This window comes from Veillonella sp., from assembly GCF_018381775.1.
Lineage (GTDB): Bacteria > Bacillota > Negativicutes > Veillonellales > Veillonellaceae > Veillonella.
Genome location: NZ_JAGZRH010000003.1, coordinates 92,633 through 116,523, shown reverse-complemented (window position 1 = coordinate 116,523; position 23,891 = coordinate 92,633). Strand labels below are relative to the sequence as shown.

At 37.2% G+C, this 23,891-nt stretch carries 24 protein-coding genes and 5 tRNA genes; 28 read left to right on the top strand and 1 reads right to left on the bottom strand.

The features are described 5' to 3' along the window. Positions 1 to 17: 17 nt before the first annotated feature. The 18 genes from obgE (at position 18) to KH109_RS02890 (ending at position 12,316) form a co-directional block, all read left to right on the top strand. Complete coding sequence (obgE, locus tag KH109_RS02975) at positions 18 to 1,289, top strand: GTPase ObgE (protein ID WP_119208216.1); 1,272 nt, start codon at positions 18 to 20, stop codon at positions 1,287 to 1,289. Between the two features lie 8 nt (positions 1,290 to 1,297). Beyond that, a complete protein-coding gene (yhbY, locus tag KH109_RS02970) occupies positions 1,298 to 1,582 on the top strand; it encodes a ribosome assembly RNA-binding protein YhbY (RefSeq protein WP_024066152.1) in 285 nt (94 codons plus the stop codon). Between the two features lie 66 nt (positions 1,583 to 1,648). Beyond that, on the top strand, positions 1,649 to 2,770 hold the full coding sequence (gene proB / locus KH109_RS02965) for a glutamate 5-kinase (RefSeq protein ID WP_295215586.1): 1,122 nt from the start codon (positions 1,649 to 1,651) through the stop codon (positions 2,768 to 2,770). Between the two features lie 9 nt (positions 2,771 to 2,779). Next, on the top strand, positions 2,780 to 4,039 hold the full coding sequence (locus KH109_RS02960) for a glutamate-5-semialdehyde dehydrogenase (protein ID WP_295215583.1): 1,260 nt from the start codon (positions 2,780 to 2,782) through the stop codon (positions 4,037 to 4,039). 139 nt (positions 4,040 to 4,178) lie between these two features. Continuing rightward, positions 4,179 to 4,793 carry a nicotinate-nucleotide adenylyltransferase gene (nadD, locus tag KH109_RS02955; protein WP_295215580.1) on the top strand — a complete coding sequence of 205 codons (615 nt, stop codon included), beginning with the start codon at positions 4,179 to 4,181 and terminating at the stop codon, positions 4,791 to 4,793. 3 nt (positions 4,794 to 4,796) lie between these two features. Continuing rightward, a complete protein-coding gene (gene yqeK / locus KH109_RS02950) occupies positions 4,797 to 5,366 on the top strand; it encodes a bis(5'-nucleosyl)-tetraphosphatase (symmetrical) YqeK (RefSeq protein ID WP_257846571.1) in 570 nt (189 codons plus the stop codon). Positions 5,367 to 5,378: 12 nt separating this feature from the next. Continuing rightward, complete coding sequence (locus KH109_RS02945; protein WP_119208207.1) at positions 5,379 to 6,500, top strand: LCP family protein; 1,122 nt, start codon at positions 5,379 to 5,381, stop codon at positions 6,498 to 6,500. Positions 6,501 to 6,512: 12 nt separating this feature from the next. Continuing rightward, positions 6,513 to 6,875: a ribosome silencing factor gene (gene rsfS / locus KH109_RS02940; protein WP_024066146.1), complete on the top strand. Its 363-nt coding sequence runs from the start codon at positions 6,513 to 6,515 to the stop codon at positions 6,873 to 6,875. A gap of 1 nt (position 6,876) precedes the next feature. Beyond that, complete coding sequence (locus tag KH109_RS02935; protein ID WP_295215576.1) at positions 6,877 to 7,785, top strand: S1-like domain-containing RNA-binding protein; 909 nt, start codon at positions 6,877 to 6,879, stop codon at positions 7,783 to 7,785. A gap of 5 nt (positions 7,786 to 7,790) precedes the next feature. Next, complete coding sequence (trkA, locus tag KH109_RS02930) at positions 7,791 to 9,131, top strand: Trk system potassium transporter TrkA (protein WP_295215573.1); 1,341 nt, start codon at positions 7,791 to 7,793, stop codon at positions 9,129 to 9,131. 12 nt (positions 9,132 to 9,143) lie between these two features. Next, positions 9,144 to 10,631 carry a TrkH family potassium uptake protein gene (locus KH109_RS02925; protein ID WP_295215570.1) on the top strand — a complete coding sequence of 496 codons (1,488 nt, stop codon included), beginning with the start codon at positions 9,144 to 9,146 and terminating at the stop codon, positions 10,629 to 10,631. Between the two features lie 13 nt (positions 10,632 to 10,644). Then, positions 10,645 to 11,241, top strand: coding sequence for an MBL fold metallo-hydrolase (locus tag KH109_RS02920; protein ID WP_295215567.1), 597 nt, complete (start codon positions 10,645 to 10,647; stop codon positions 11,239 to 11,241). Between the two features lie 50 nt (positions 11,242 to 11,291). After that, positions 11,292 to 11,367, top strand: a tRNA-Asp gene (locus KH109_RS02915). Between the two features lie 5 nt (positions 11,368 to 11,372). Then, positions 11,373 to 11,448: transfer RNA gene (locus KH109_RS02910), tRNA-Phe, on the top strand. A 7-nt stretch (positions 11,449 to 11,455) separates the two neighbouring features. Next, a tRNA-Gly gene (locus KH109_RS02905) sits at positions 11,456 to 11,530 on the top strand. A gap of 9 nt (positions 11,531 to 11,539) precedes the next feature. Then, a tRNA-Cys gene (locus KH109_RS02900) sits at positions 11,540 to 11,614 on the top strand. A 14-nt stretch (positions 11,615 to 11,628) separates the two neighbouring features. Next, positions 11,629 to 11,717: transfer RNA gene (locus KH109_RS02895), tRNA-Leu, on the top strand. 119 nt (positions 11,718 to 11,836) lie between these two features. After that, the gene (locus KH109_RS02890) at positions 11,837 to 12,316 is read left to right on the top strand and encodes a DUF523 domain-containing protein (RefSeq protein ID WP_295215563.1); all 480 of its coding nucleotides are present in this window, start codon (positions 11,837 to 11,839) and stop codon (positions 12,314 to 12,316) included. 85 nt (positions 12,317 to 12,401) lie between these two features. On the opposite strand, the gene KH109_RS02885 is transcribed toward KH109_RS02890, so the two are convergent. Further along, a complete protein-coding gene (locus KH109_RS02885) occupies positions 12,402 to 14,234 on the bottom strand; it encodes a phosphoethanolamine transferase (RefSeq protein WP_287513488.1) in 1,833 nt (610 codons plus the stop codon). A gap of 166 nt (positions 14,235 to 14,400) precedes the next feature. On the opposite strand from KH109_RS02885, the gene KH109_RS02880 reads away from it, so the two are divergent. From KH109_RS02880 to KH109_RS02835, 10 genes are all read left to right on the top strand, one after another. After that, complete coding sequence (locus KH109_RS02880) at positions 14,401 to 15,126, top strand: segregation/condensation protein A (protein ID WP_295215556.1); 726 nt, start codon at positions 14,401 to 14,403, stop codon at positions 15,124 to 15,126. Between the two features lie 12 nt (positions 15,127 to 15,138). Then, entirely contained in the window at positions 15,139 to 15,648 is a 510-nt protein-coding gene (scpB, locus tag KH109_RS02875; RefSeq protein WP_295215553.1) for an SMC-Scp complex subunit ScpB, read from the top strand. 1 nt (position 15,649) lies between these two features. Continuing rightward, on the top strand, positions 15,650 to 16,378 hold the full coding sequence (locus KH109_RS02870; protein ID WP_105085545.1) for a pseudouridine synthase: 729 nt from the start codon (positions 15,650 to 15,652) through the stop codon (positions 16,376 to 16,378). Continuing rightward, positions 16,375 to 17,622: an NAD(P)/FAD-dependent oxidoreductase gene (locus tag KH109_RS02865; RefSeq protein WP_295215548.1), complete on the top strand. Its 1,248-nt coding sequence runs from the start codon at positions 16,375 to 16,377 to the stop codon at positions 17,620 to 17,622. The genes KH109_RS02870 and KH109_RS02865 overlap by 4 nt, the downstream gene beginning before the upstream one ends. An 8-nt stretch (positions 17,623 to 17,630) precedes the next feature. Then, entirely contained in the window at positions 17,631 to 18,305 is a 675-nt protein-coding gene (gene cmk / locus KH109_RS02860) for a (d)CMP kinase (RefSeq protein WP_295215546.1), read from the top strand. Position 18,306: 1 nt separating this feature from the next. Continuing rightward, on the top strand, positions 18,307 to 18,927 hold the full coding sequence (locus KH109_RS02855) for a lysophospholipid acyltransferase family protein (RefSeq protein ID WP_295215543.1): 621 nt from the start codon (positions 18,307 to 18,309) through the stop codon (positions 18,925 to 18,927). Then, positions 18,918 to 20,816 (top strand): bifunctional 4-hydroxy-3-methylbut-2-enyl diphosphate reductase/30S ribosomal protein S1, encoded by a 1,899-nt coding sequence (locus KH109_RS02850; protein WP_105085549.1) that lies wholly within the window; start codon positions 18,918 to 18,920, stop codon positions 20,814 to 20,816. The genes KH109_RS02855 and KH109_RS02850 overlap by 10 nt, the downstream gene beginning before the upstream one ends. A gap of 113 nt (positions 20,817 to 20,929) precedes the next feature. Then, positions 20,930 to 22,264, top strand: coding sequence for a ribosome biogenesis GTPase Der (gene der, locus KH109_RS02845; protein ID WP_060924659.1), 1,335 nt, complete (start codon positions 20,930 to 20,932; stop codon positions 22,262 to 22,264). Then, a complete protein-coding gene (gene plsY, locus KH109_RS02840) occupies positions 22,264 to 22,860 on the top strand; it encodes a glycerol-3-phosphate 1-O-acyltransferase PlsY (protein ID WP_060924658.1) in 597 nt (198 codons plus the stop codon). The genes der and plsY overlap by 1 nt, the downstream gene beginning before the upstream one ends. Before the next feature lie 3 nt (positions 22,861 to 22,863). Further along, on the top strand, positions 22,864 to 23,862 hold the full coding sequence (locus KH109_RS02835) for an NAD(P)H-dependent glycerol-3-phosphate dehydrogenase (protein ID WP_295215538.1): 999 nt from the start codon (positions 22,864 to 22,866) through the stop codon (positions 23,860 to 23,862). The last annotated feature ends 29 nt before the right edge of the window (positions 23,863 to 23,891 follow it).

Here is a 23,891-nt window from a genome sequence, read left to right as displayed (position 1 = left end):
TGCATAGGAGTTAAAATATGTTTATAGATAGAGCGCGTGTCTTTGTTAAGGCCGGTGATGGTGGGGATGGCATGTCTAGCTTCCGCCGTGAGAAATACGTGCCAAATGGCGGCCCTAGTGGCGGCGATGGTGGTAAAGGGGCAGACGTTATTTTTAAAGCGGACAAGAATATTAATACTCTTGTAGACTTTAGATATAAACGTCAGTTTAAGGCGCCTGCTGGTGGTAATGGTGAAAGCTCCAATAAGCATGGTCGCGGTTCTGAGCCACTGATTATCCCGGTTCCGTTGGGCACTGTAATTAAAGAAGAAGAAACAGGTAAAATTTTCTGTGACCTCGTTAACGATGGCGATACATTTGTTATTGCTAAAGGTGGTCGTGGGGGCCGTGGTAATGCACGCTTCCAAACAAGTGCTAACCGTGCACCGACATTTGCAGAAAAAGGTGAACCTGGTGAAGAGTTCTGGTTACAACTAGAACTAAAAGTATTAGCTGACGTTGGTTTATTAGGGTACCCATCTGTAGGTAAATCTAGTATTTTACGTAAGGTTTCTAAAGCTCAACCAGAGGTTGCGGCTTATCACTTTACTACATTGACACCTGTACTTGGGGTAGTAACAATCTCTGGGGACCGTAGTTTTGTACTAGCTGATATTCCTGGGCTTATTGAAGGTGCTAGCGAAGGTGTTGGTCTAGGACATAACTTCTTGCGTCACGTAGAACGGACTAACATTTTAATTCACGTCCTTGATGTATCTGGTATGGAAGGACGCGATCCAAAAATTGATTTTGATGCTATTAACGAAGAGCTTCGTAAATATTCTGAAAAATTAGCCAATAAAAAACAAATTGTTGCACTCAATAAGATTGATATGGTCTTTGATGATACAACAATTCCTGATACAAAAAAATATTTTGAAGATAAAGGCTACGAAGTATTCCTTATCAATGCATTGAGTGGCGAAGGTTTACCAGAACTTATGGAACGAGCATACTACTATGTAGAAAACTACGAGCCAGAACCGGAAGCAACTGATGATACAGTAGTATACGAAGCAAAACCAGATGTAGAATTCGTTATCACTCGTGGTGACGATGCTGCATTCTATATTACAGGTAAACGTATTGAACGTTTAGTAGCAATGACAAATTTAAGTGATGATCAATCTCTTCGTAGATTCCAACGCATTTGGCGCTTTATGGAGCTAGATGCAAAATTAAAAGAAAAAGGTTGTAAAGACGGTGATGAAGTTGTGATTGGCGATCAACGCTTTACATTCCAAGAGTAGGAGTAATAATGACAGGAAAACAAAAACGGTATTTACGCTCTTTGGCAGCAACAATGCCACCAGTAGTTCAAATTGGTAAAAATGGTTTAGAAAATAGTGTTATTGATAGCGCTCGCGCAGCCTTAATGGCTCGTGAATTAATCAAGGTGAAATTACACAACAATAGCCCTGAAGATAAGACGATTTTCCAAGAGTTAGCCGATATGTTAGGTGCTGAATTAGTCCAAGTCATTGGTTTTAATGGTGTTTTATATAAAGCTAAAAAAGAACCTAAAATTATTTTACCTAAGTAAATCGTCATATTACTGAATTTTATTATAGTGGGAACGTCATAACCTGTTGACCTAGGAGGTTAATCTATGCGCAGTGCTATCATCGACGCAAAAAGAATAGTAGTTAAAGTAGGCAGTAGTACGCTATGTTATGCTAATGGACATTTAAACTTAGAGCGCATAGAAAGATTAGTACGCCAATTATCAGATTTAGCTAATCAAGGTAAAGAGGTTATCCTTGTTTCTTCTGGTGCAACGGGAGCTGGCCTTGCCCCTCTAGGATTTAAAGAAAAACCTAGAGATCTTGTTTTGAAACAAGCTGCTGCTGCCGTAGGACAAGGCATTCTTATCCATATGTATGAGCGTATGTTCCGTGAATACGGTCGTACAGTAGGTCAAATTCTTTTAACAAAAGAAGATAGTACAGGCCGTCATAGTTATCTTAACTTGCGGAATACACTACATACGTTATTGCAACTCAATGTTATTCCTATTATCAATGAAAATGACGTGGTTGCTATTGAGGAATTTAAAATTGGTGATAATGATACTTTATCTGCTACCGTGGCTGGTATTGTAGATGCTGATTTGCTTATCATTTTATCCGATATCGAAGGATTATATACTGCCAATCCAGCAACTCATCCTGATGCAACATTGATAGAAGTCGTTTCCGAAATTACTGATGAAACCTATGCTATTGCAGGTGGAGCTGGATCTAATATGGGTACAGGTGGCATGTATACCAAGATAAAGGCAGCCCATATGGCTACAAACTCTGGCGTACCTATGGTAATTACATCCGGTGAGGTGGAGGATTCTGTGCGCCGCGTATGTAAGGGTGAAAATATTGGTACCCTCTTTGAAGCACATGATGCTGGCTTATCAGGAAAACATCACTGGCTTGCCTTTGGTAAACGGTTAAAAGGGTCAATCACTATTGATGATGGTTGCGCTCGTGCTGTATTAGATAAAGGTGCTAGCATTTTACCAGCTGGTATTATTGATGTAGATGGGGCATTTGGGCCTGGTGATACCATCTCTATTTACCATGATGGTAAAGAAATCGGTCGAGGTCTTATTAACTATGGCATCGAAGATATGAAGGCCATTAAAGGTCATAATACAAATGATATAGCTAAAATTTTAGGAATTAATACAACCTATGATGAAGCAGTACATCGTAATAATCTAGTTTTATTACATTGAGGATATCCTATGAACCAGTATGAAGAAATTTGTAAAGATATGGGTCAAAGAGCTAAAGCGGCATCTTTTGAATTAGCTCAAATTGATCAAGGTACATTAGATTCTGCATTATTGGCAATCGCTGATGCTGTAGAAGCACAAACCGATGAAATCATGGCTGCCAATAAGTTAGATTTAGACAAATCTGGCGATTATAATGTACCTCAAACTATGATAGATCGATTAACATTAACACCTAATCGTATTGCTCAAATGGCAGAAGGTGTTCGTCAAGTGGCGACTCTTGAAAGCCCTGTGGGATCTGTTATGGAAACGATTACACGTCCTAATGGCTTGACTATAGAAAAAAGAGTAGTACCTTTTGGTGTTATTGGTATTATTTTTGAAGCGCGCCCCAATGTGACTATCGATGCTGGTGTACTTTGTTTAAAAACTGCAAATGCTACTATATTGCGCGGTGGTAAAGAGGCATTCCATACTAACCAAATCATTGTGTCTATTATGCGCAATACCCTAGAAACTCTTGGAATTACGCCAGATGCGATTCAACTCGTGGAGGTTCTAGATCGAGATATGGTTGGTGTACTATTACACCAACGTGAATATATTGATGTTGTTATTCCACGTGGTGGAGCAGGACTCATTCGCCGTGTTGTTGATGAAAGTAGTATTCCTGTCATTGAAACGGGGAGTGGTGTATGTCATACCTTTGTCGATGAATATGCCAATCTAGATATGGCGTTAGAAATTGCTATTAATGCAAAGGTACAGCGTCCATCTGTATGTAACTCTATGGAGACTCTATTAGTACATCAAGCTGTAGCTGCTGAGTTTTTACCTCGTCTTGATGTAGCGTTACAAGAATATGGGGTACGAATTCACGGCGATAATGCTGTAGCTCAATATATGGGTAATACAATTCCTTTAACAGATGATTCTTTCAATACAGAATATAATGATATGGACTTAAATATACGTATTGTTGATACTCTTGAGGAAGCAATCGATCATGTGAATTTATATTCTACACATCATTCAGAAGCTATAGTAACAGATGAACCAATGCGTGCAAAAGTATTTATGAACTTAGTAGATTGTTCTACAGTTTATCACAATGCATCAACTCGTTTTACTGATGGTTTTGAATTTGGTTTTGGTGCAGAAATTGGTATTAGTACCCAAAAGCTTCATGCTCGCGGACCAATGGGATTACAAGCACTAACATCATATAAATACTTTGTATTTGGAGAAGGCCAAGTTCGAAAGTGAAGACCGTATATAACTTAATAAGGGCATACTACAGATATATTCAGACTCCAAAAGGTCGATACGAATGGATATCCTATGGAAAGGCATTGCTCTTGTTTATCGTTATCAGTGTCATTGTCATTAAGGGTGTGGCATTATTATGGTAGAGAAACGTCGTATAGGAATCATAGGTGGAACATTTAATCCTATCCATTTAGGGCATCTAATGATTGCTGAGGTGGCTTGTGAAAGCTTTAACCTAGAAAAGGTAATTTTTGTACCTGCCAAGGTTCCACCTCACAAACAACATGATGTAATAGATAGTAGTCATCGATATGCTATGACGGCAGCAGCCGTATCAGATAATCCTAATTTTGAGATTTCTGATGTAGAGATGCGTCGAGAAGGCCCTTCGTATACAGTTGATACTATTCAACATTTTAAGGTCCTTTATGGACCAAATGTTGAATTTTACTTTATCGCTGGTACTGATACAATTCGTGCATTACCAACGTGGAAGTTTATTGAGGAATTATTAGATGAGGTCCACTTTATTGGCGCTACAAGACCTGATGGATCAAGTGCAATTGACGAAACATTAACGATTTTAGGCCCTAAAGCACGTGAAAAAATACATCTTATGGAGGTTCCTGAGATGAAATTATCTGCTACGTATTTACGAGAACGTCTACGCTCTGGTAAAACAGTTCGATATATGTTGCCAAAATGTGTGGTGGAATATATTGAGGAACACCATATTTATGGGAAGGAATAAAGGATGTTATCATTTGATGAAATACAACTTAGAGTGAGTCAATGGCTGAGCAAGAAACGATTTAAGCATACTCTTGGCGTTGTGGAATCGGCTACTCATTTAGCTAAGCTTTATGGCGTTGATGTTGAAAAGGCTAGATTAGCTGCATTACTACATGATTGCGCTAAAGAATTGCCTTTACAGGATATGCAAGATCTTGTGAAAAGTGAATCTTATGATGCTGATCAAGAATTATTAAGTAATGGTAATCTTTTACATGGTTTAGCTGGTATGATTCGAGCAAAAAAAGAGTTTTCTATATCTGATGATGAGGTTTTAGAAGCCATTCGAGTTCATACGACTGGAAAGGTACATATGTCTACGCTAGATAAGGTGATATTTTTAGCAGACTATATTGAGCCTAATCGAAATTTTCCCGGTGTGGATGAGTTGCGTAACGTTTCAGAACTAGATTTAGATAAGGCGGTATTGCTTGGTTTTGATAATACTATTATTCATCTTATAGAGCAAAATTTATCGATTTATCCGTTGACCATTCTTGGTCGTAATGATGTGTTACAATCTTGTAAATAATGGAGTTTATATATGGAAGAACGTGAACGAGCAAGAGCTCGCCGTCGTAGAAGAAGACGTCAACAAAAGTCATCTGTTAAATGGCCTAGATTTATAGTAGCTGTTATTGTAGTACTTGCCCTACTTGGGGGTATAGGCTATGGTTTGTATACTGGGGTATCTTATGTGTATAGAGCTGTTACAGGTACTACTGAGACAACTGATACAGCTGTAGATAATGGAAATAAACAAGATGGTAATACTGTATCTGTAGAACAAAAAGGATTAGATAAACCATTATACATTCTTGTTGTCGGTACTGATGATAATAATCCTAGTCAAAGTGATAGTCTATTCTTGTTATCCATTAATTTAGATCAAAAAACAATGGATGTTATTGGCATTCCTAGTAATAGTAAAATTGATAATAGAGATCAGACAGATGCAAGTATGCTCAATAGCATCTATGAAAAAGGTGGTATTGATCTAACAAAGGCTGTTATAGAAGATATGTTCCATATTTCTATACCATATTATGTTGTAGTTAATCAAAATGCTTTCAAAAAGACTAACGATGTATTAGGAAATCAACAAATCTATGTAGAACAGACTATGGAACACGTGGATGCAGAGGGAAATAAAGATATTGATTTGCAACGAGGATATCAAACATTAGATAGTGATAAGGCTTTATCCTATTTACGATATTCTGATCCAAAACACGATACATTTACACGTGTACAACGACAAGAAAGATTTTTGAAACTTTGGGTAGAAGAAGAGCATAATTCATTCTTCTTAACAAATGCATGGCATATTTGGAGAATTTGGGATCATTATGATAGTAATATTTCTACATTAGATGCCATTAAGCTTGTGTATAATGCTAGCAAAATTAATAAGGAAGAGATTCATTTCTATATTCTTCCTGGTGAAAAAGAGTTAGTTGGCGATATGACATATTGGAAGGTAAATCCAACAGAAGCACAACGATTAGTAGGCATTACGATGGGAAATCTACCAGCCAATGAAATGACACAATTTGTAACAGCTCCAACTAATAGCACAGCCAAGGTTGCACCTGAATCAGAACATAATGGTGGTACTATCACAAAGCCATCAGAACCGGGTGATGAGAGTACTAATAAACGTTAAAAGGGGAATAGTATGAAAAATAAAGAAGAAGTTAAACAAATCGTATTACAATTAGCACAAGCAGCTTTTGATAAAAAAGGCAGAGATATCGAAATTCTCGATTTAGAAGGTGTATCTATGTTAGGGGATTACTTTCTAATTGCTAGTGCAAATAATATTAAGCAATCTCAGAGTATTGCTGATGAAATGGAAGATAAAGCAGCAGAATTGGGCATGACAGTAAATCATAGAGAAGGTTATCGCGAAGGTGAATGGATTTTACTTGATTTTGGCGATATTATTTGTCATGTCTTTGGTGGTGATGAGTTGCGAGAATTCTACGGTTTAGAAGAATTATGGAATGATGCAGTTCGAGTTCCATTTGAAGGAGTATAGTATGGCTACAGAATTGTTGGAAAATACAATTGCCACATTAAAAGTATTGCGTACTAGTGATCAAGGGGCTTTTCTAGATGGTCAAACTGGCAATACAAATGATGATATTTTGCTCCATAAGGATCAACAAACATCTCCTGTTGCCATTGGTGATGAAGTAGAGGTATTTTTATATCGCGATCCAAAGGGGCGTTTGACTGCTTCTATGCGTTTACCAGCGATGAAGGTAGGGCAAATTGGGTATGTTGAGGTAATCAATACTACAAACTTTGGCTGTTTCGTAGAGGTTGGTACTGAGCGTGGTATCTTCATGCCTCACGCAGAGATGCGTGGTCGTCCTCAAGTGGGCGAAAAAGTTTGGGTTCGACTCTATACAGATAAATCTGGTCGTTTTGCGGTATCTATGGATGTTGATGACGAAATGCGTCGCGCATCTAAGGCTGCTACAGATGCTAAAGTAGGACAACTTGTTAAAGGCGCTATCTACAACTTGACTAGTGATGGGGCATTCTTCATCACTCCTGAACGATGGATTGCCTTTTTACATCGTTCTGAGATGACTAGAAAATTAAAGGTTGGAGAAATGGTTGAAGGTCGTGTTACCTTTAAACGTGAAGATGGTCGTGTCAATGTATCGATGCGTCCTACTAAGGAAAAGGCACTCATTTCTGATGGAGACATTATAATGGAGTACCTTCTTAATCGTGGAGGCAAGATGCCATATAGCGATGAGTCTTCTGCGATGTTGATTAAAGATAAATTCAATATCAGTAAAGCTGCCTTTAAGCGTGCTTTAGGGCATTTGATGAAAGAGAAAAAAATTGTTCAAGATGATGGTTGGACATTGTTAACTGAAACAGGACGTCAATGGACACCTCCTGTTGGTAATGAATCACAAGAAGAGGAATAAAGGCGATGAAAATTGTCATTGTAGGTGCTGGTAAGGTTGGCTATTCCTTGGCACAACGCTTGATACAAGATAATCATGATGTATATGTAATTGATCGTTCTCCAGAACGTATACAAAATCTTGAAAATACACTAGATGTTAGCCTTGTTCAAGGAAATGGCAGTGATATACAATTGCTCAACGAAATCGGTATGGATGATGTAGGAATGTTTATTGCTGTTACCGATTCTGATGAAGTAAATATGTTATCTTGTTCTGTAGCTAAAATTACAGGTGTTCCTACAACGATTGCTCGTGTGCGAGATAATACCGTAGCAGAACATATGGATGATGAGATGCGTGCTAAATTAGGGGTCGATTTATTTATCAATCCTGAAATGGTTACGGCTCAAGAGCTTTTACAAATTCTAGAGACTCCATCAGCTATTGATGTAGAAGATTTTGGCCAAGGTACTGTACGCCTTATGGAATTTAAGATTACAGATGATATTCCATTAATAGGTCAACCTTTAAAAGAAATTAAATTCCCTGAAGGTGTTTTACTAGTAGGGGTTTTACGTTATGGTGAAATGATTATTCCCCATGGTGAAAGTATTCTACAAGTTGATGACAGTGTATTCTTCTTAGGCTTAAAAGAGTCTGTTGAAGAAGTGGAAAATCTTTGGTTCCATAATCACAGTACATTTTATAAACGGGCTGTTATCATTGGGGCTGGTCTATTAGGTAGAAATCTAACAGTTCTTTTAGAACAAGCTGGATTCTCTGTTAAGGTCATTGAAAAAGATTTTAACCGCTGTGAAAAACTTGCTAATCTTGTGGATAAGTCCATGGTTATCAATGGAGATGCTACAGACTTTGACCTTTTAGAAGCAGAAGAAATTGCAGATAGTGATGTTATAATTGCTGTTACAGATGATGATAAGCTCAACTTGCTCGTTGCTCTTGTAGGCAAGCATATGGGCATACCAAAGACAGTTGTGCGCGTAGGTCGACCTGAATACATTATGCTTATGGAACAAGTGGGGATTGATGTGGTATTCTCGCCACGTTTATTTACAGCGAGTCAAATTTTACGTTTCGTGCGTAGTGGAGAAGGTGTTTTATCTATTTCGACCTTTGAAGGTGGAAAAGCGGAATCTATAGAGGTTGCCATTACAAGTGAATCACCTGTGGCTGGTAAACAATTAAAGGACATCCGTTTACCAGGGAAGGCGTTAGTTGGTGTAATTTTACGTGGTGATGAAGCCATCGTACCACGTGGTAATACTGAAATCTTAGATGGAGATCACATTGTTCTATTTGCGTTACCTGAATCTGTAAGTAAATTACTTAAATATCTTACTTAGTATGGAGGGACTATGCGCATTCAAATTGTCATGTCCTTAGTGGGGCGATTATTATATATATTTGGGATTTTTACATTAATTCCTTTTATATATGGTATCGTATTTGAAACTGCATATTGGTCGTTTTTGGTTACTACTGGTATTTCATTTGGCTTAGGTGGACTTTTATCCTATTATGGTCATGAAACTCAAAGTTTTAGTCTTCGTGATGGGTTTTTAGTTGTATCAGCTACATGGATATTAACTATTATCTTAGGTTCCTTACCATTTATTCTCAGTGGTATATTAACCAATGTATTTGATGCTCTATTTGAAGCTACATCAGGGATTACAGCAACTGGAGCTACAATTATTAATAGTGTAGATGATTTACCTAAGACATATGTTTTATGGCGTGGACTAATGCACTGGATTGGTGGGATGGGGATTATTGTCCTTATCTTATCGTTCTTAAAGAACTTAGGTGCAGACGCAGCTCATATGTTTAATGCAGAAGCATCGGTACCAAAACCTGGTGTTGTTATGCCCCGTATTCAATCAATGGCCAGTAAACTTTGGCGTTTATATGTTGCTTTTACCGCCATTTGTTTCGTTATGCTGTGGGCTGGTGGTATAGAGCCTTTTGATGCATTAAATTATGCATTTTCCATTATTGCTACAGGTGGTTTTGCACCTACATCTGCTGGTACATTTATTTATGAACAAAGCAACTATATCTGTTTTGTATTTATATTTTTCATGATACTTGCTGGTGGTAATTTTGCAGTATATTATAATGCACTGCAAAGAGGCATTCGTGTTTTGATTGATGATTTTGAAACACGTATGTATTGGCTAGTTATTTTTATTGGAATTGCTATAATATCAATTTCGATGGCAGTACAATCAAATATTAATGATCCAATTCAAATCTTTAGAGATGTTTCCTTTAATTATGTATCGATTCAAACTGGTAGTGGATTTGCTGTAAGCGATTATGATTTATGGCCAGCCGCTGCACAGATGATGTTATTTATTTCATCATTTTTTGGTGGTTGTAGTGGTTCTACAACAGGGGGCGTAAAAATTATTCGTCTCATTATTCTAATTAAGAGCAGCATTATTTATTTAAGAAAATCAATTCATCCTGAGATGGTACAAGTCGTGCGCATTAATGGTAAACCGATGCCTACTAAATGGATACAGATGGCACAGCAATTTTTATTTTTATATTTAATGATTTACGTTATATCTGTTTTCCTTATGACTTGTTCTGGAATGTCTACTTATGATGCGATGCAAATTATAACAGCTTTTCTTAGTAATGTTGGCATTGGATTTGGTGGCTTTGGGCCTACAGATGCCTTTGGTAGTATGTCTGATGGTGCTAAATGCGTAGCAATGGCAGATATGTTATTAGGTCGTTTGGAATTATTTACAATTCTTGTTATGCTTCATCCTCAATTCTGGGAAGGGTATTTTATAAAAAAACAATCTGCTAAACGGTATCGTATCCTATAGGAGGGCGAATAATATGAATATTATAAAACGCCCTCTAGGGCTTTATAAAGCAAATTGTTATGTATTAATTAAAGATGGAAAATCTCTTATTATTGATCCCGGGTTTCATTGTAAGCATATAATTGAAATGGTAGGAGATTCTGAGCCTATAGCAGTATTATTAACACATGGTCATTGTGATCATGTATCGGCTCTTGATGAGGTTTGTGAGTATTATAATATTCCTGCTTATTTACATCCTTTGGATCAAGAGTTATTACAACTAATCCGACGTAGACCTAGTGTATATAAAAAGAAGATGTACACGAATTGTAAAGATTTAGTGGCTGGTAAATTAGAAGTAGGGCCTTTTAAAATAATCGTACATCATACACCAGGCCATAGTGCTGGATCAGTTTGTTTGGAGATTGGTGGACATCTTTTTTCTGGAGATACTTTATTCAAACAAAATGTAGGAAATACCGACAACTATAAGAGTAATCCCCATGATTTAATCATTAGTTTGAAGCATATATTAACGTTGTCAAAGGATTTAATTGTCGAACCAGGACATAAAGAATCTACAACATTAAAAGATGAAGAAGAATTCATCAAAAATATTGTAGGATAGTGTTGACAAAAGTCCTGATAACCGATATACTAAGCAAGTACTTTGGATACGGCCCCGTGGTGTAGCGGTTAACATGTCGCCCTGTCACGGCGAAGATCGTCAGTTCAAATCTGATCGGGGTCGCCATTCATGCCTCGGTAGCTCAGTTGGTAGAGCAACGGACTGAAAATCCGTGTGTCGACAGTTCGATTCTGTCCTGAGGCACCATGTACATGCGGGAATAGCTCAGCGGTAGAGCACCGCCTTGCCAAGGCGGGGGTCGCGAGTTCGAATCTCGTTTCCCGCTCCAATTTTATATGGCGGCATAGCCAAGCGGTAAGGCAGAGGTCTGCAAAACCTTTATTCCCCAGTTCGATTCTGGGTGCCGCCTCCACAATCGTTACCCATGCCGGGGTGGCGGAACAGGCAGACGCAACGGACTTAAAATCCGTCGGTTGGAAACAACCGTACCGGTTCGATTCCGGTCCTCGGCACCAATTAAGACTAACTTCGGTTAGTCTTTTTTCTTATGTAAATCTAGATTTTAAATGTGTATAATTTAAAAATATGAGAGTGCGTTTGTTATTAGAATGGCATATTTCAAATACGATTATCTATGTTTAATAAAGTTATGAATAATAAAGCAAAATTATTAATTAGTGAATGTCTATGTGGCGTATCCTGTCGTTATGATGGAAAAGATAATCTTATAGAACAGTTACCACTGTTAAAGGATACTTTTGATCTGGTATCCGTATGTCCAGAAGTATTAGGTGGTCTTACCATACCTCGAGACCCTGCGGAACGACAAGGTAAACGTGTATGTATGGCTAATGGAACTGATGTAACCACAGAATTTTATAAAGGGGCTCAAATTGCATTGCATATAGCAATGCAACAGGGATGTAAGCAGGCTCTAATGAAAGCAAAAAGTCCTAGTTGCGGTTATAAGCGCATTTATGATGGTACCTTTAGTAAAACCCTGCGAGAGGGGCATGGATGTACTGTAGAGGCCCTATTAATGAATAATATAGAGGTTTATACGGAAGAAGATATTGACCTATTAATGGAACAAAAAAAAGAGATGAGTTTTTAACTCATCTCTTTTTTCGTGTTAGTGAAACCTAAACTACTTATACTAACATAATAAAATGCTTTTATATTACTGAAAATGTTAAGGTTTATTTTCCTGCGTTTACAGGATCATTAGTTAATGGTTGTTCCCCTAGTAAGGTAGTTAGGTTATGTAAATTGAATCGATACTTATCATTACTAAAGTCTCTTGTTACATCATACCGTTGATTAGGTGCGTGCATAAGACCAATCAATGTGTCATATAGTAAATCATTTGTAAAGTATTGATGTTCGTGTTTAGAGAGTTCTTCTGCTGTTTGAGGATACTCAGCACGATATTGAGGTGATAAATATATCCAGAATGGAATATGGGTCATAACAAAGTCAAATGTATCTGGATTATGAGATTTATCCAAGCTTTCACCATGGTCAGAGAAATACACCATGGCTTGCAAGTTTAATTTTTCCTTACCATAAGTATAAATCTGTTGTAATAACCAATCTGTATATAATTGACTATTAGCATATGCTTCTTGACCATCTGGATACGGACCTTGTTTCCATTTACTAAATTCATGTGGATAACGGTCATTGTAGTAAATATGACTACCCATGATATGAATGACAATAAAGTTATTTTTACTTGGATCAACAGACTGTAATAATGGTAAGAGTGATTCATCATAGCGGTCAGAGAAAGCATAGGATTCATGTGACCATTTAGTGGTGTCTGCTGTTTTAGCCATTAATGAAATAGCTGTATCATATTCACCAAATACACCTTGGTTACTAAACCAAGAAGTAGTATATCCTGCTTTTTTAGCAACATCTAAAATATTCGCAGAATCGAGGAACGGTTTATCATCATATTGATTACGTTCAGATAGAGCACGTTCGAGGGTAGGTACTGTTTGTACATACGATGAATATGCGTTATCAAAGAAGACAAAATCTTTATTATCTGCACGCATAGTACCTTGCCATGGCGTATCATCATAAGGGAAGTTTGGATTATATACCTTCATATAATCACGAGAACTAGATTCACCGATGACTAATATGATAGTACCTGGTGTTTTATTAGCAGAAGTTTCCTTTGTATCCAAATTGAAGGAATCGAATACTAAATGATGGTTATCATTATATTGTTGCATTTGTTTTACATAGTCGCCAGCTGCAATCCAGTTTGCTACAATACATGTTTTCGGGAATAAGAAGAATGGTACGTATACTAAGAATGCTACTATAGATGCAATGAGTAATGTAGAGCGCATAGGTCGTGTAGTATTTAAGTTTACTACCGCTTTCATTCCTAGATTAGACCAATAGAGTAGATAGGTCCATATTACAAGGCCAATACCAACAGCGATAAGACCAGGAATACCAGCAGCATTTTTTAAGAAACCAAATGCTTCTTCAGGATTTGTCATGTATACTGCTAGTAAACTAGCTGGCGTTAAACAATGCCATGTAGTTAGATAGTATCCTATTTGTAAGAATGGGATAAGGCTCAATATCATGGTAATAATAGCCATGATTAATGATGTAGTTTTATGGAGACGATTCGTTTGGTTCAGTAAAAATTGAATCCCCGATAAACCCATAAAGATTAATAAGCCAAATAAAAAATCATTAGCAAATTCATAAAAATATAAAGGTTTTACATAGGACCAGTGGAACAAAAGTGGGAATGTAAGGGCCCAAAGAATACCGACTAAGCCATATCCCAAAAATGGTCTATGAAAAACGGTACATCCCATAAAATATTGAAATAAAAAAGTACCTACAATTGTTGGTACTGCTAAAATCGTTATATCTTCAACATCTAGACCTAGTGTAATAGGTTCATAGATGAAAAATAGAGCTATATATAAAGCAATACCAATGATACCAAAGCGAAAGATGGGGTTTCTCCCAATTTGCTTTAAATTAGATGACATAATAAATCCCCTCTTGAAGGAATACACAATAATTTATTTCTATAATATATAATAATTACTATAATAAAGATAGCAGATGACTGTAAAAAAAACAATTATTTGAAAGTACTACTATAAATGCTTTATAATTATATAGTTAAAGTATATTTTCTAAGGATTGGGGTTTATGGGAGATTATAATTACAAGTTGGATGTCTTTGAAGGTCCTTTGGACTTGCTTTTGCATCTTATTGAAAAACATAAAATAGAAATCACCGATATTCCTATCGTTGAAATTACGAGTCAATACTTGGAATATTTAGATAATTGGAATCATTTTGATATTCATTATAGTAGTGAGTTTCTTGTAATGGCTTCTACTTTGTTACAGATTAAATCGCGTATGCTATTACCTAAAGCTGAACCTGAGCCAGAGGATGTTGAAGATCCACGTGATGAATTGGTAGCTAAATTAGTAGAGTTTAAAAAAATCAAAGATTTTACAGCTATACTGATGGAACGTACGGCTGTATCCGCCAATATATTTAGTAGACCTGAAGAAACAAGCGTACTTGGGATAGATAATGTATATAGTTTAGAACTTTCCCGATTATATGAGATTTTTTATCAGACTATAAAACGCGCTAAGGAATTACCTGAAGAGGAGCCTATTCGCGAGGTCAAGGTTGAAAAAGACAGTTATAGTTTAGAGGATATGATTTTGTCTTTATCTAGTCGAGTACGACGTGGTGAAAGTTTATATTTTAGAGAGTTATTAATAGCAATTGAAACAAAAAGTGGTATGGTAACAATCTTTATGGCTGTTTTAGAATTGTTGAAGCAACAAGTTATGGAAATGCGCTATGAAGAGAATGATATTATATTCACTGCAGCCTTAGAAGGTACCGTATAGAAAGGGGGCTATATGAGCTTACCAACAATGCATTTAGAGGCCGTGTTATTCTCATCGGCAAAACCTATATCAATAGAAATGCTTGAAGAAGTATTTGAACTTTCAAAAGAGGAAGTACAAGATTATGTAGATACATTACAACGGGAACTAGAAGCGCAAAATCGCGGCATCCGTTTGAGAGTATCTGGAGCAGGTATTGAGTTAGTTAGTGCCATGGAAAGTGCTGACTATGTAGGTCATATCCGTAAGAGAGAGGATAAATTATCTAATGCAGCGATGGAAACATTAGCTGTCATAGCCTATAAACAACCTATAACTAAAGCTGAAATTGAAGAAATCCGCGGTGTAAATAGTGATAAGATTATTAAACAATTACTCAATCGATCTCTTATTGCGGAACTAGGTCATAAAGATACTGTAGGAAGACCTATTCTTTACGGAACAACTGACGAGTTTTTAAGGAGTGCTGGCGTAGAATCTATTGAAGCTTTACATCAAGAAGTTTCAGAAACAGAAGGATAATATGGAACGATTACAAAAATTTATTGCTAGTTGTGGTGTAGCATCACGACGCAAGGCAGAAGAATTGATTACAGAAGGAAAAGTTCAGGTTAATGGTCGTAGAATCACTGAATTAGGTGTAAAAATTGACCCTCAAAAGGATAAAGTTAAGGTTAATGGCCAATTATTAGCCCAAGAGAAACCAGTTTATTACTTATTAAATAAACCAAAGGGAGTTATTACATCTGTGTCTGACCCTCAAGGTCGTGAAACTGTTTTAGATTATATTAAAAATGAATCAAAACGAATCTATCCAATAGGTCGCCTTGACTTATATACAGAAGGCTTATTGTTGTTGACAAATGATGGTGAGTTGGCGCAAAACTTAACTCATCCGTCTAAGGGCGTAGAAAAAACATATGAAGTGCGTATTAAGGGCCGTGTTCGTGATGAAGATTTACAGGTTATTGCCAATGGTGTTGAACTGGAAGATGGTATAACAGCTCCTGCAACAATTGTAGATCTCGGTTTTGATGATCATAATGGTGTTCATGAAGTAGAAATTACAATCCATGAAGGTCGTAATCGACAGGTTCGTCGTATGTTTGAACACTTTGGGTACCGTATTCATAACTTAAAACGAATTGCCTATGCGGGGCTTACCTTAGGTGGTGTTAAACGTGGGGGTTCTCGTCAGCTTACAATTCGTGAAGTAAAAGCCCTAAAAGCGTTAGGAGCAGGTAAGGAATGAAACAAATTGTAGTCATTGGCGGTGGTGCAGCAGGTCTTATGGCATCAGTTATAGCTGGTCGTGAAGGGGCACGTGTCATCTTACTAGAAAAAATGAATATGGTTGGTAAGAAGATGGGCATTACAGGTAAAGGTCGCTGTAATATTACAAATAGTGCAGATATGGCCGAGTTCATTAAAAATACGCCTGGTAATGGTAAGTTCCTATATGGCGCTTATGAACGCTTTAGTAATGAAGACTTGCTTGAATTATTACATAGTTGGGGCTTAAAAACTAAGGTTGAACGAGGGGGACGTGTATTCCCAGAATCTGATTCTGCTTTAGAAGTACGCAATATATTCATGAAAATCCTTAAAAAGTATAAAGTTCAAGTTCATTTAAATGAACCTGTTACATCTATTACTGTTGAGGATGGTCGTGTTGTAGGGGTTACAACAGATAAGGAACAATATGCTTGTGATGCCGCTATCATTTGTACAGGTGGTGCCTCTTATCCGTTAACTGGTTCTACTGGTGATGGATATGCTTTAGCTAAAAAAGTTGGTCATACCATTACGGATATAAGACCATCATTGGTACCAGTTGTAACAGGGGAATCTTGGGTAAAAGATATTATGGGGCTTAGTCTTCGTAATGTTGAGGTATCCGTTATTTCTAAAAATAAGGTACAAGCGAAACAATTTGGGGAAATGATGTTCACTCATTTCGGCCTTACGGGTCCTACAATCTTGTCTTTAAGTCATACAGTAGGTAAATTGTTGCGTAAGAAAAATCCACAAATCACTATTGAAATAAATCTGAAGCCTGCATTAACTGCAGAAGTTTTAGACAAACGCTTACAGAAGGATTTTGATTTATATTCAAAAAAACAATTAGCTAATGGGATGAAAGATTTGTTACCTGTCAATCTGATTCCGATTGTGATAAACCTTGCTGAATTAGATCCAAGCAAACCAATTAATCAAATTACAAAAGAAGAACGTATGCGTTTATGTCATGTATTACAACATATGACATTAACTGTAAAGGAGTTACGCCCTGTAGCAGAAGCAATTGTTACAGCCGGTGGTATTTCGTTAAAAGAGTTTAGTCCCAAAACCATGGAGTCTAAATTGGTAAAAGGCTTATATGGTGCTGGTGAGGTTCTGGATATTGATGCCTTTACGGGCGGCTATAATTTACAAGCTGCGTTTTCTACTGGTTATGTGGCGGCTATGCATGCTGTACATGGTGATGAAGAATAGAGGTTATTATGAATACAAAAAAAATTGCCATTGCTATTGATGGTCCTGCAGGGGCTGGTAAAAGTAGTATTTCAAAAGTAGTGGCCAATGAATTGGGTTATTTATATATCGATACAGGCGCTATGTATCGAGGTGTAACATGGGCGGTTCTCGATAGCCATGTTGATGTGAACAATCAAAAAGATGTAGAATCATTGCTTCCTTCATTAGATTTAACATTAGAGCCTACTGCAAATGCTTGTAAAGTATTTGTAAAAGGTCAAGACGTGACAGATCTAATTCGACAACAACAAATCAATGAGAATGTATCAACTATTGCCTCTTATAAAGGTGTTCGTGAATACTTAGTTGAACGACAACAAGCTATGGCTGCTGTTGGTGGTGTTATTTTAGATGGTCGCGATATAGGTTCTGTTGTACTACCAAAGGCTGAGTTGAAGATATATTTAACAGCATCTGTAGATGCACGAGCAAAACGTAGATGGCTTGAAGTTCAAGGTACTTCTAATGAACAATCATTAGAAGATATCAAAAAGAATGTTGAAAGTCGCGATGAAATGGATAAAAATCGCGATGAATCTCCACTGGTGTGCGTTGAGGATGCTATTGTTGTTGATTCTAGTAACATGACGTTTGATGAAACAGTGGAACATATATTACATCTAGTACAGGAGCGAATCTAAGATGAATAAATTTTCTACATGGCTTTGGCGTACTGCCTTTTGGTTGCGCTATAAAGTCGGCTATGGACTAAAGGTATATGGGCGTGATAATTTTCCTATGGAAGGTCCCGTTATTGTTGTACCAAATCATTTGAGTAACAATGATCCGCCTATCTGCGGCTATGCATTACCTAGACATGTACATTTCATGGCGAAACAGGAATTATTTGTGAATCCCATTTCTCGATTTTTCTGTACATGGCTTGGTGCATTTCCACTAAATCGCGGTGCTATCGACAAGGTAGCTATACGTCATGCCTTAGGATTATTGAAAGACAATAAGGTGCTAGGGATATTTGCTGAAGGAAATCGTCAAAAGAGCGGTAAGCTTGGGAGATTTCATGATGGCGCAGCATCAATTGCATTGCGTACAGGCATTGGTATAACACCAGTTGCTATTATTGGATCTCATAATATGAAGAAAAATCAAGTAGCTTGTATTATTGGTAAACAAGTTCCTGTAAATAAAGCTAAACCAACACCTGAAGCAATCAAAGAGGTTAATGACCGCGTTAAAGGTGAAATTCAACGCATGATAGATTCGTATCATGAAAATCGTATAGAGGAGAATTTATGGAAATAATTTTGGCTGAAAACCATGGCTTTTGTTACGGTGTTAAGCGAGCCGTTGAAATGGCTAATGAAGCTGCCGATGGTAAGGGTAAAAGTTATACATTAGGTCCTATCATTCATAATCCTCAAGTTGTAGGTCGCCTTGAAAGTAAAGGTGTAAGTCCTATTCAAGAGGTAGCAGATATTGACGAAGGGACAATGATTATTCGATCTCATGGTGTAGGCCCTGCTATTTATGCAGAAGCTGAAGAAAAGGGATTACATATTTTAGATGCTACATGTCCTCATGTAAAAAAAGCGCAACAAGATGCTAAGTCTGTCATAGAAGATGGAATGACTTTGGTGATTTTGGGCGAAAAAAACCATCCTGAGGTAAAAAGTATCAATTTATGGGCAAATAACAAAGGAATAATCATCGAAGATGAAGAATCCGCCCAAAAACTACAAATTGTGGAAAAAATGGGTGTTGTTGTACAAACAACCTTTTCACAATTCAAATTTAACAGTATAATAGAGATATTAGAGAAAAAATCTAAGAATCTTAAGGTTTTCAAAACGATATGCAATGCAACGCAAGAACGACAGAACTCTGCCGTTGACTTAGCACGTAATGTAGATCTTATGATAGTGATAGGCGGTAAGAATAGCGGAAACACAAACCGATTGGCAGAGGTTTGTCGTGACGTTGGATGTACAACTTATCACATTGAAACTTCTACTGAATTACAACTGGAATGGTTTAACCGAGTACAGACGGTAGGAGTTACAGCAGGAGCATCGACTCCCGACTGGATTATTAAGGAGGTCATTGAGACAATGAAAGATTTTGCAGAATTATTAGCAGCAGAAGGTCAAGAAGAATTTAAGAAAGGGAACGTTGTAGAAGGTACAGTAGTTCAAGTTGAAGATGAACGCGCTTATGTATCTTTTGGCTACAAAACTGAAGCCATTTTGAACAGAACTGAAATTTCTTATCCAGCACCAGAATCTGCCAAAGATGTGTTGAAAAATGGTGATGAAATTAAAGCAGTTATCATGAACCACATCAAAGAAGATAATCCTATTTATCTTTCCATGACTCGCTTGGCTAAAGATGAAGATTGGCAATATGTTATCGAAGCACAAGAAAAAGATGAAGCTATCGTATGTAAAGGTATTGATGCTATCCCAGCAGGTTTGGTAGTAACAGTTAAATCCCTTCGTGGTTTCATTCCATTGTCCCAAGGTGATGTTCATTTCGTAAAATCCTTGGACAACTTGGTTGGTACAGAATTCGAAGCTAAAGTACTTGAAATCGACGAAAAGAAAAACCGTTTGGTTCTTTCCCGTCGTGCAGTATTGGAAGTAGAACGTCAAGCTAAATTAGCTGAAGCATTGAAAAACATCAACGTTGGCGACAACTATAAAGGTATTGTTCGTAAAATCATGCCTTATGGTGCTTTCGTAGATATCGGTGGTATTGAAGGTTTACTTCACATTTCCGACATTTCTTGGCAAAAAATCAAAAAAGTGGAAGATGTTCTTTCCGTTGGTCAAGAAATCGAAGTTAAATTACAATCCTTCGACGCTGAAAGCAACAAATTATCCTTGTCCTTAAAAGCTTTGACTAAGAGCCCATGGGACGTAGCTGAAGAAACATTGCATGTTGGCGATGTTATTAACGGCAAAGTTGTTCGTTTGGTAGCTTACGGTGCATTCGTAGCTGTTAATGACGACATTCAAGGTTTACTTCACATTTCTCAAATTACAAAACAACGTAATGCGAAAGTTGAAGACTACTTAAACCGCGGTCAAGAAGTAGAAGTTAAAATCATTTCTCTTAACAAAGACGAAAAGAAATTGGGTTTGGCTTTAACTGAATTGATGGAAGCAAAAGAAACTGCAGAAGACGCTGAATAATTCATTGTCTAATATAAGGCTAACCAAGGTTTCCTTGGTTAGCCTTTTTGCGTACTTTACGTAGAATATGATAAAATATAGTAATGTATTAGATTAGATAATGAGGTGAAACCATGGCAAAACCATTAGTGGCTGTTGTAGGTCGTCCAAATGTTGGGAAATCTACACTTTTTAATGCCATTGTTAATAAACGAATCTCTATTGTTGAAGATATTCCTGGTGTAACACGGGATCGTATTTACTTTGACGCAGAGTGGTTAAATCGTGAATTTACAATGATAGATACAGGTGGTATCGAATTCATAACAGATAATAGTCATGTTATTCCTAAGATGATGCGTTTACAAGCTGAATTAGCAATTGAAGAAGCGGATGTAATATTATTTGTTGTCGATGGTAAACAAGGAATTGTTCCGGCTGATGAAGAAGTTGCAAATATATTACGTGCTAGCGGCAAACCTGTAGTTTTAGTTGTTAATAAAATTGACAGTGTTAATCAAGAACCTAATATTTATGAATTCTATAATCTTGGCTTAGGTGATCCAATTGGTATTTCTGCTAAGAATTTAATGAATTTAGGGGACTTGCTTGACGATACGGTTAAACATTTCCCTCCAGTTGGTACAAATGTTGATGATGAAGATACTATTCACGTAGCGGTTATTGGCCGTCCTAATGTAGGTAAATCTTCTTTGACTAATGCATTATTAGGGCAAGACCGCGTAATCGTATCGGATGTAGCAGGGACAACACGTGATTCCATCGATACATATTGGACTCATGGAGATCAAAAATTTGTCCTTATCGATACTGCAGGCATGCGACGTAAATCTAAAATCGAAGAAGCTGTTGAACGATATAGTATTGTGCGTTCTTTACGCTCTGTAGACCGTTCGGATATTGTTGTTCTTGTGCTTGATGCTCAAGATGGTGTTACAGAACAAGATAAGAAAATTGCTGGTTATGCCTATGAAGCAGGCAAGGGTGTAATTATTGTTGTAAACAAATGGGATCTTGTTGAAAAAGATGATAAAACAACACTGCGATTTACTGAAGATATTTATGATGAATTAGGCTTCTTACAGTTTGCGCCGATTCTATTTGCATCTGCATTGACTAAGCAACGTATTCATCGCTTAGCTGATATGTTGAAATTCGTTTCTGAACAACAGTATCGCCGTGTATCTACAGGTACATTAAATCAATTATTGCAAGATGCTCAAACAGTAAATCCTGTACCATCTCGTAATGGCAGAATTCCAAAGATTTACTATATGACACAAGCAAGTGTTAAACCACCTACATTTATTTTGTTTGTAAATGAACCAGAGTTAATTCACTTCTCGTATATGCGTTTCTTGGAAAATAGATTACGTGAGTCCTTTGGCTTTGAAGGAACACCAATTCGTTTAGTGTTGCGTGGTAAGAAACGAGATGATGAAGACTAATGGATATTATGGTTATCGTATATGCTATATTGGCATATCTTATTGGTTCAATTCCTAGTGGTTTAATTATCGGTAAGACCTTCTTTAATACAGATGTCCGCCAATATGGTTCTAAAAATATAGGTGCCACTAACACATATCGCGTTATAGGTCTCAAAGCTGCATTACCTGTATTTCTCTGTGATGCCTTAAAAGGCGCGGCTGGGGTAATATTATTATCCTCTTATGGACCTATGTATATGATCTTAGGTGGTATCCTTGCTATGATGGGCCATAACTGGTCTATATTCTTAGGCTTTAAAGGGGGTCGTGGTGTAGCTACAGGACTAGGTGTATTAATTGCTTTGTCACCATTAGTTGCTTTGATTGCCTTCTTGGTATGGGGCGTTATTGTCTATTTCACTAAGCTCGTATCACTAGGATCAATTATAGCTGCCGCTTTGGTACCAATCTTAATGTATTTTACAGGCGAATCTTATTGGTTCGTTGGCTTTGGCGCTTTGGCTGCTTTATTTGTCATTGTTCGCCATTGGGATAATATCAAACGTTTACTTGCAGGTAATGAGTTAAAAGTAGAACGTATCAAAAAGGATTAATATATGAATGTTGTTGTTGTCGGCTCTGGTAGCTGGGGTACTGCTCTTGCTATTAAATCCGTATTAGCTGGAAATACCACAACTTTATATTGTCGTCGCCCAGAATTTGCAGATCAATTAGCTAAAGATCTAGAGAATAAAGAGTATTTACCTGGCGTAACATTACCAAATGAATTAGTATATAGTTCAGATCTTGCTACCTGTATTAAAGGGGCTGATATCATTCTCATGGTTACGCCATCTGTACATGTACGTACTAGTTTAGAGTCTATTAAGCCATATGCTCATAAAGAACAATCGTATATACTTTGTTCAAAAGGTGTAGAGCGTACTACTGGCAAATTGCTGACTACAGTTATGAGAGAGGTTCTAGGAACTGTTGGATGTAATCTCGCTGTTTTATCTGGTCCAAATCATGCGGAGGAAATTGGACGAGATTTACCGGCTGCATCTGTTTTAAGTACAGAAGATCTTGATGTGGCTACGATGCTGCAGAAAGCATTATGTAGTCAAAACTTTAGAATTTATGCAAATACTGATATTACTGGTGTTGAGTTAGCGGGGGCTACAAAGAATATTATTGCTCTCGCTGCTGGTATTGTAGACGGTCTAAAGTTAGGGGATAACTGTAAAGCATTGCTCTTAACACGTGGGTTGCATGAGATGACTCGTTTTGGTGTAGCCTTAGGTGCTCAAAAAGAAACCTATGCCGGCCTAGCTGGTATGGGAGATTTGATTGCCACATGTATGAGTCCCCATGGTCGCAACCGGGCAGCTGGACAACAATTAGCAGATGGAAAGACGATGGACTATATTATTAATCATACGAATATGGTTGTAGAAGGTTTCTTTGCTACTGACATTATTTATAAAATGGCTTGTGAACATCATATTGAAATGCCAATAACAAAGGCTTTATATGAAGTTTTATATGAAGAAAAATCTCCTGCGTTGGCATTAGCAGAATTGATGGGACGAGATATTAAAATTGAAGTATCATAAATAAAAGATACTTTTAATTTGGTTATTTA

What these genes read in the sequence shown, in the direction of transcription:
- obgE (WP_119208216.1), top strand. Translation starts at nt 18, where the DNA reads ATGTTTATAGATAGAGCGCGTGTCTTTGTTAAGGCCGGTGATGGTGGG.
- yhbY (WP_024066152.1), top strand. Translation starts at nt 1,298, where the DNA reads ATGACAGGAAAACAAAAACGGTATTTACGCTCTTTGGCAGCAACAATG.
- proB (WP_295215586.1), top strand. Translation starts at nt 1,649, where the DNA reads ATGCGCAGTGCTATCATCGACGCAAAAAGAATAGTAGTTAAAGTAGGC.
- KH109_RS02960 (WP_295215583.1), top strand. Translation starts at nt 2,780, where the DNA reads ATGAACCAGTATGAAGAAATTTGTAAAGATATGGGTCAAAGAGCTAAA.
- nadD (WP_295215580.1), top strand. Translation starts at nt 4,179, where the DNA reads ATGGTAGAGAAACGTCGTATAGGAATCATAGGTGGAACATTTAATCCT.
- yqeK (WP_257846571.1), top strand. Translation starts at nt 4,797, where the DNA reads ATGTTATCATTTGATGAAATACAACTTAGAGTGAGTCAATGGCTGAGC.
- KH109_RS02945 (WP_119208207.1), top strand. Translation starts at nt 5,379, where the DNA reads ATGGAAGAACGTGAACGAGCAAGAGCTCGCCGTCGTAGAAGAAGACGT.
- rsfS (WP_024066146.1), top strand. Translation starts at nt 6,513, where the DNA reads ATGAAAAATAAAGAAGAAGTTAAACAAATCGTATTACAATTAGCACAA.
- KH109_RS02935 (WP_295215576.1), top strand. Translation starts at nt 6,877, where the DNA reads ATGGCTACAGAATTGTTGGAAAATACAATTGCCACATTAAAAGTATTG.
- trkA (WP_295215573.1), top strand. Translation starts at nt 7,791, where the DNA reads ATGAAAATTGTCATTGTAGGTGCTGGTAAGGTTGGCTATTCCTTGGCA.
- KH109_RS02925 (WP_295215570.1), top strand. Translation starts at nt 9,144, where the DNA reads ATGCGCATTCAAATTGTCATGTCCTTAGTGGGGCGATTATTATATATA.
- KH109_RS02920 (WP_295215567.1), top strand. Translation starts at nt 10,645, where the DNA reads ATGAATATTATAAAACGCCCTCTAGGGCTTTATAAAGCAAATTGTTAT.
- KH109_RS02890 (WP_295215563.1), top strand. Translation starts at nt 11,837, where the DNA reads ATGTTTAATAAAGTTATGAATAATAAAGCAAAATTATTAATTAGTGAA.
- KH109_RS02885 (WP_287513488.1), bottom strand. Translation starts at nt 14,234, where the DNA reads ATGTCATCTAATTTAAAGCAAATTGGGAGAAACCCCATCTTTCGCTTT.
- KH109_RS02880 (WP_295215556.1), top strand. Translation starts at nt 14,401, where the DNA reads ATGGGAGATTATAATTACAAGTTGGATGTCTTTGAAGGTCCTTTGGAC.
- scpB (WP_295215553.1), top strand. Translation starts at nt 15,139, where the DNA reads ATGAGCTTACCAACAATGCATTTAGAGGCCGTGTTATTCTCATCGGCA.
- KH109_RS02870 (WP_105085545.1), top strand. Translation starts at nt 15,650, where the DNA reads ATGGAACGATTACAAAAATTTATTGCTAGTTGTGGTGTAGCATCACGA.
- KH109_RS02865 (WP_295215548.1), top strand. Translation starts at nt 16,375, where the DNA reads ATGAAACAAATTGTAGTCATTGGCGGTGGTGCAGCAGGTCTTATGGCA.
- cmk (WP_295215546.1), top strand. Translation starts at nt 17,631, where the DNA reads ATGAATACAAAAAAAATTGCCATTGCTATTGATGGTCCTGCAGGGGCT.
- KH109_RS02855 (WP_295215543.1), top strand. Translation starts at nt 18,307, where the DNA reads ATGAATAAATTTTCTACATGGCTTTGGCGTACTGCCTTTTGGTTGCGC.
- KH109_RS02850 (WP_105085549.1), top strand. Translation starts at nt 18,918, where the DNA reads ATGGAAATAATTTTGGCTGAAAACCATGGCTTTTGTTACGGTGTTAAG.
- der (WP_060924659.1), top strand. Translation starts at nt 20,930, where the DNA reads ATGGCAAAACCATTAGTGGCTGTTGTAGGTCGTCCAAATGTTGGGAAA.
- plsY (WP_060924658.1), top strand. Translation starts at nt 22,264, where the DNA reads ATGGATATTATGGTTATCGTATATGCTATATTGGCATATCTTATTGGT.
- KH109_RS02835 (WP_295215538.1), top strand. Translation starts at nt 22,864, where the DNA reads ATGAATGTTGTTGTTGTCGGCTCTGGTAGCTGGGGTACTGCTCTTGCT.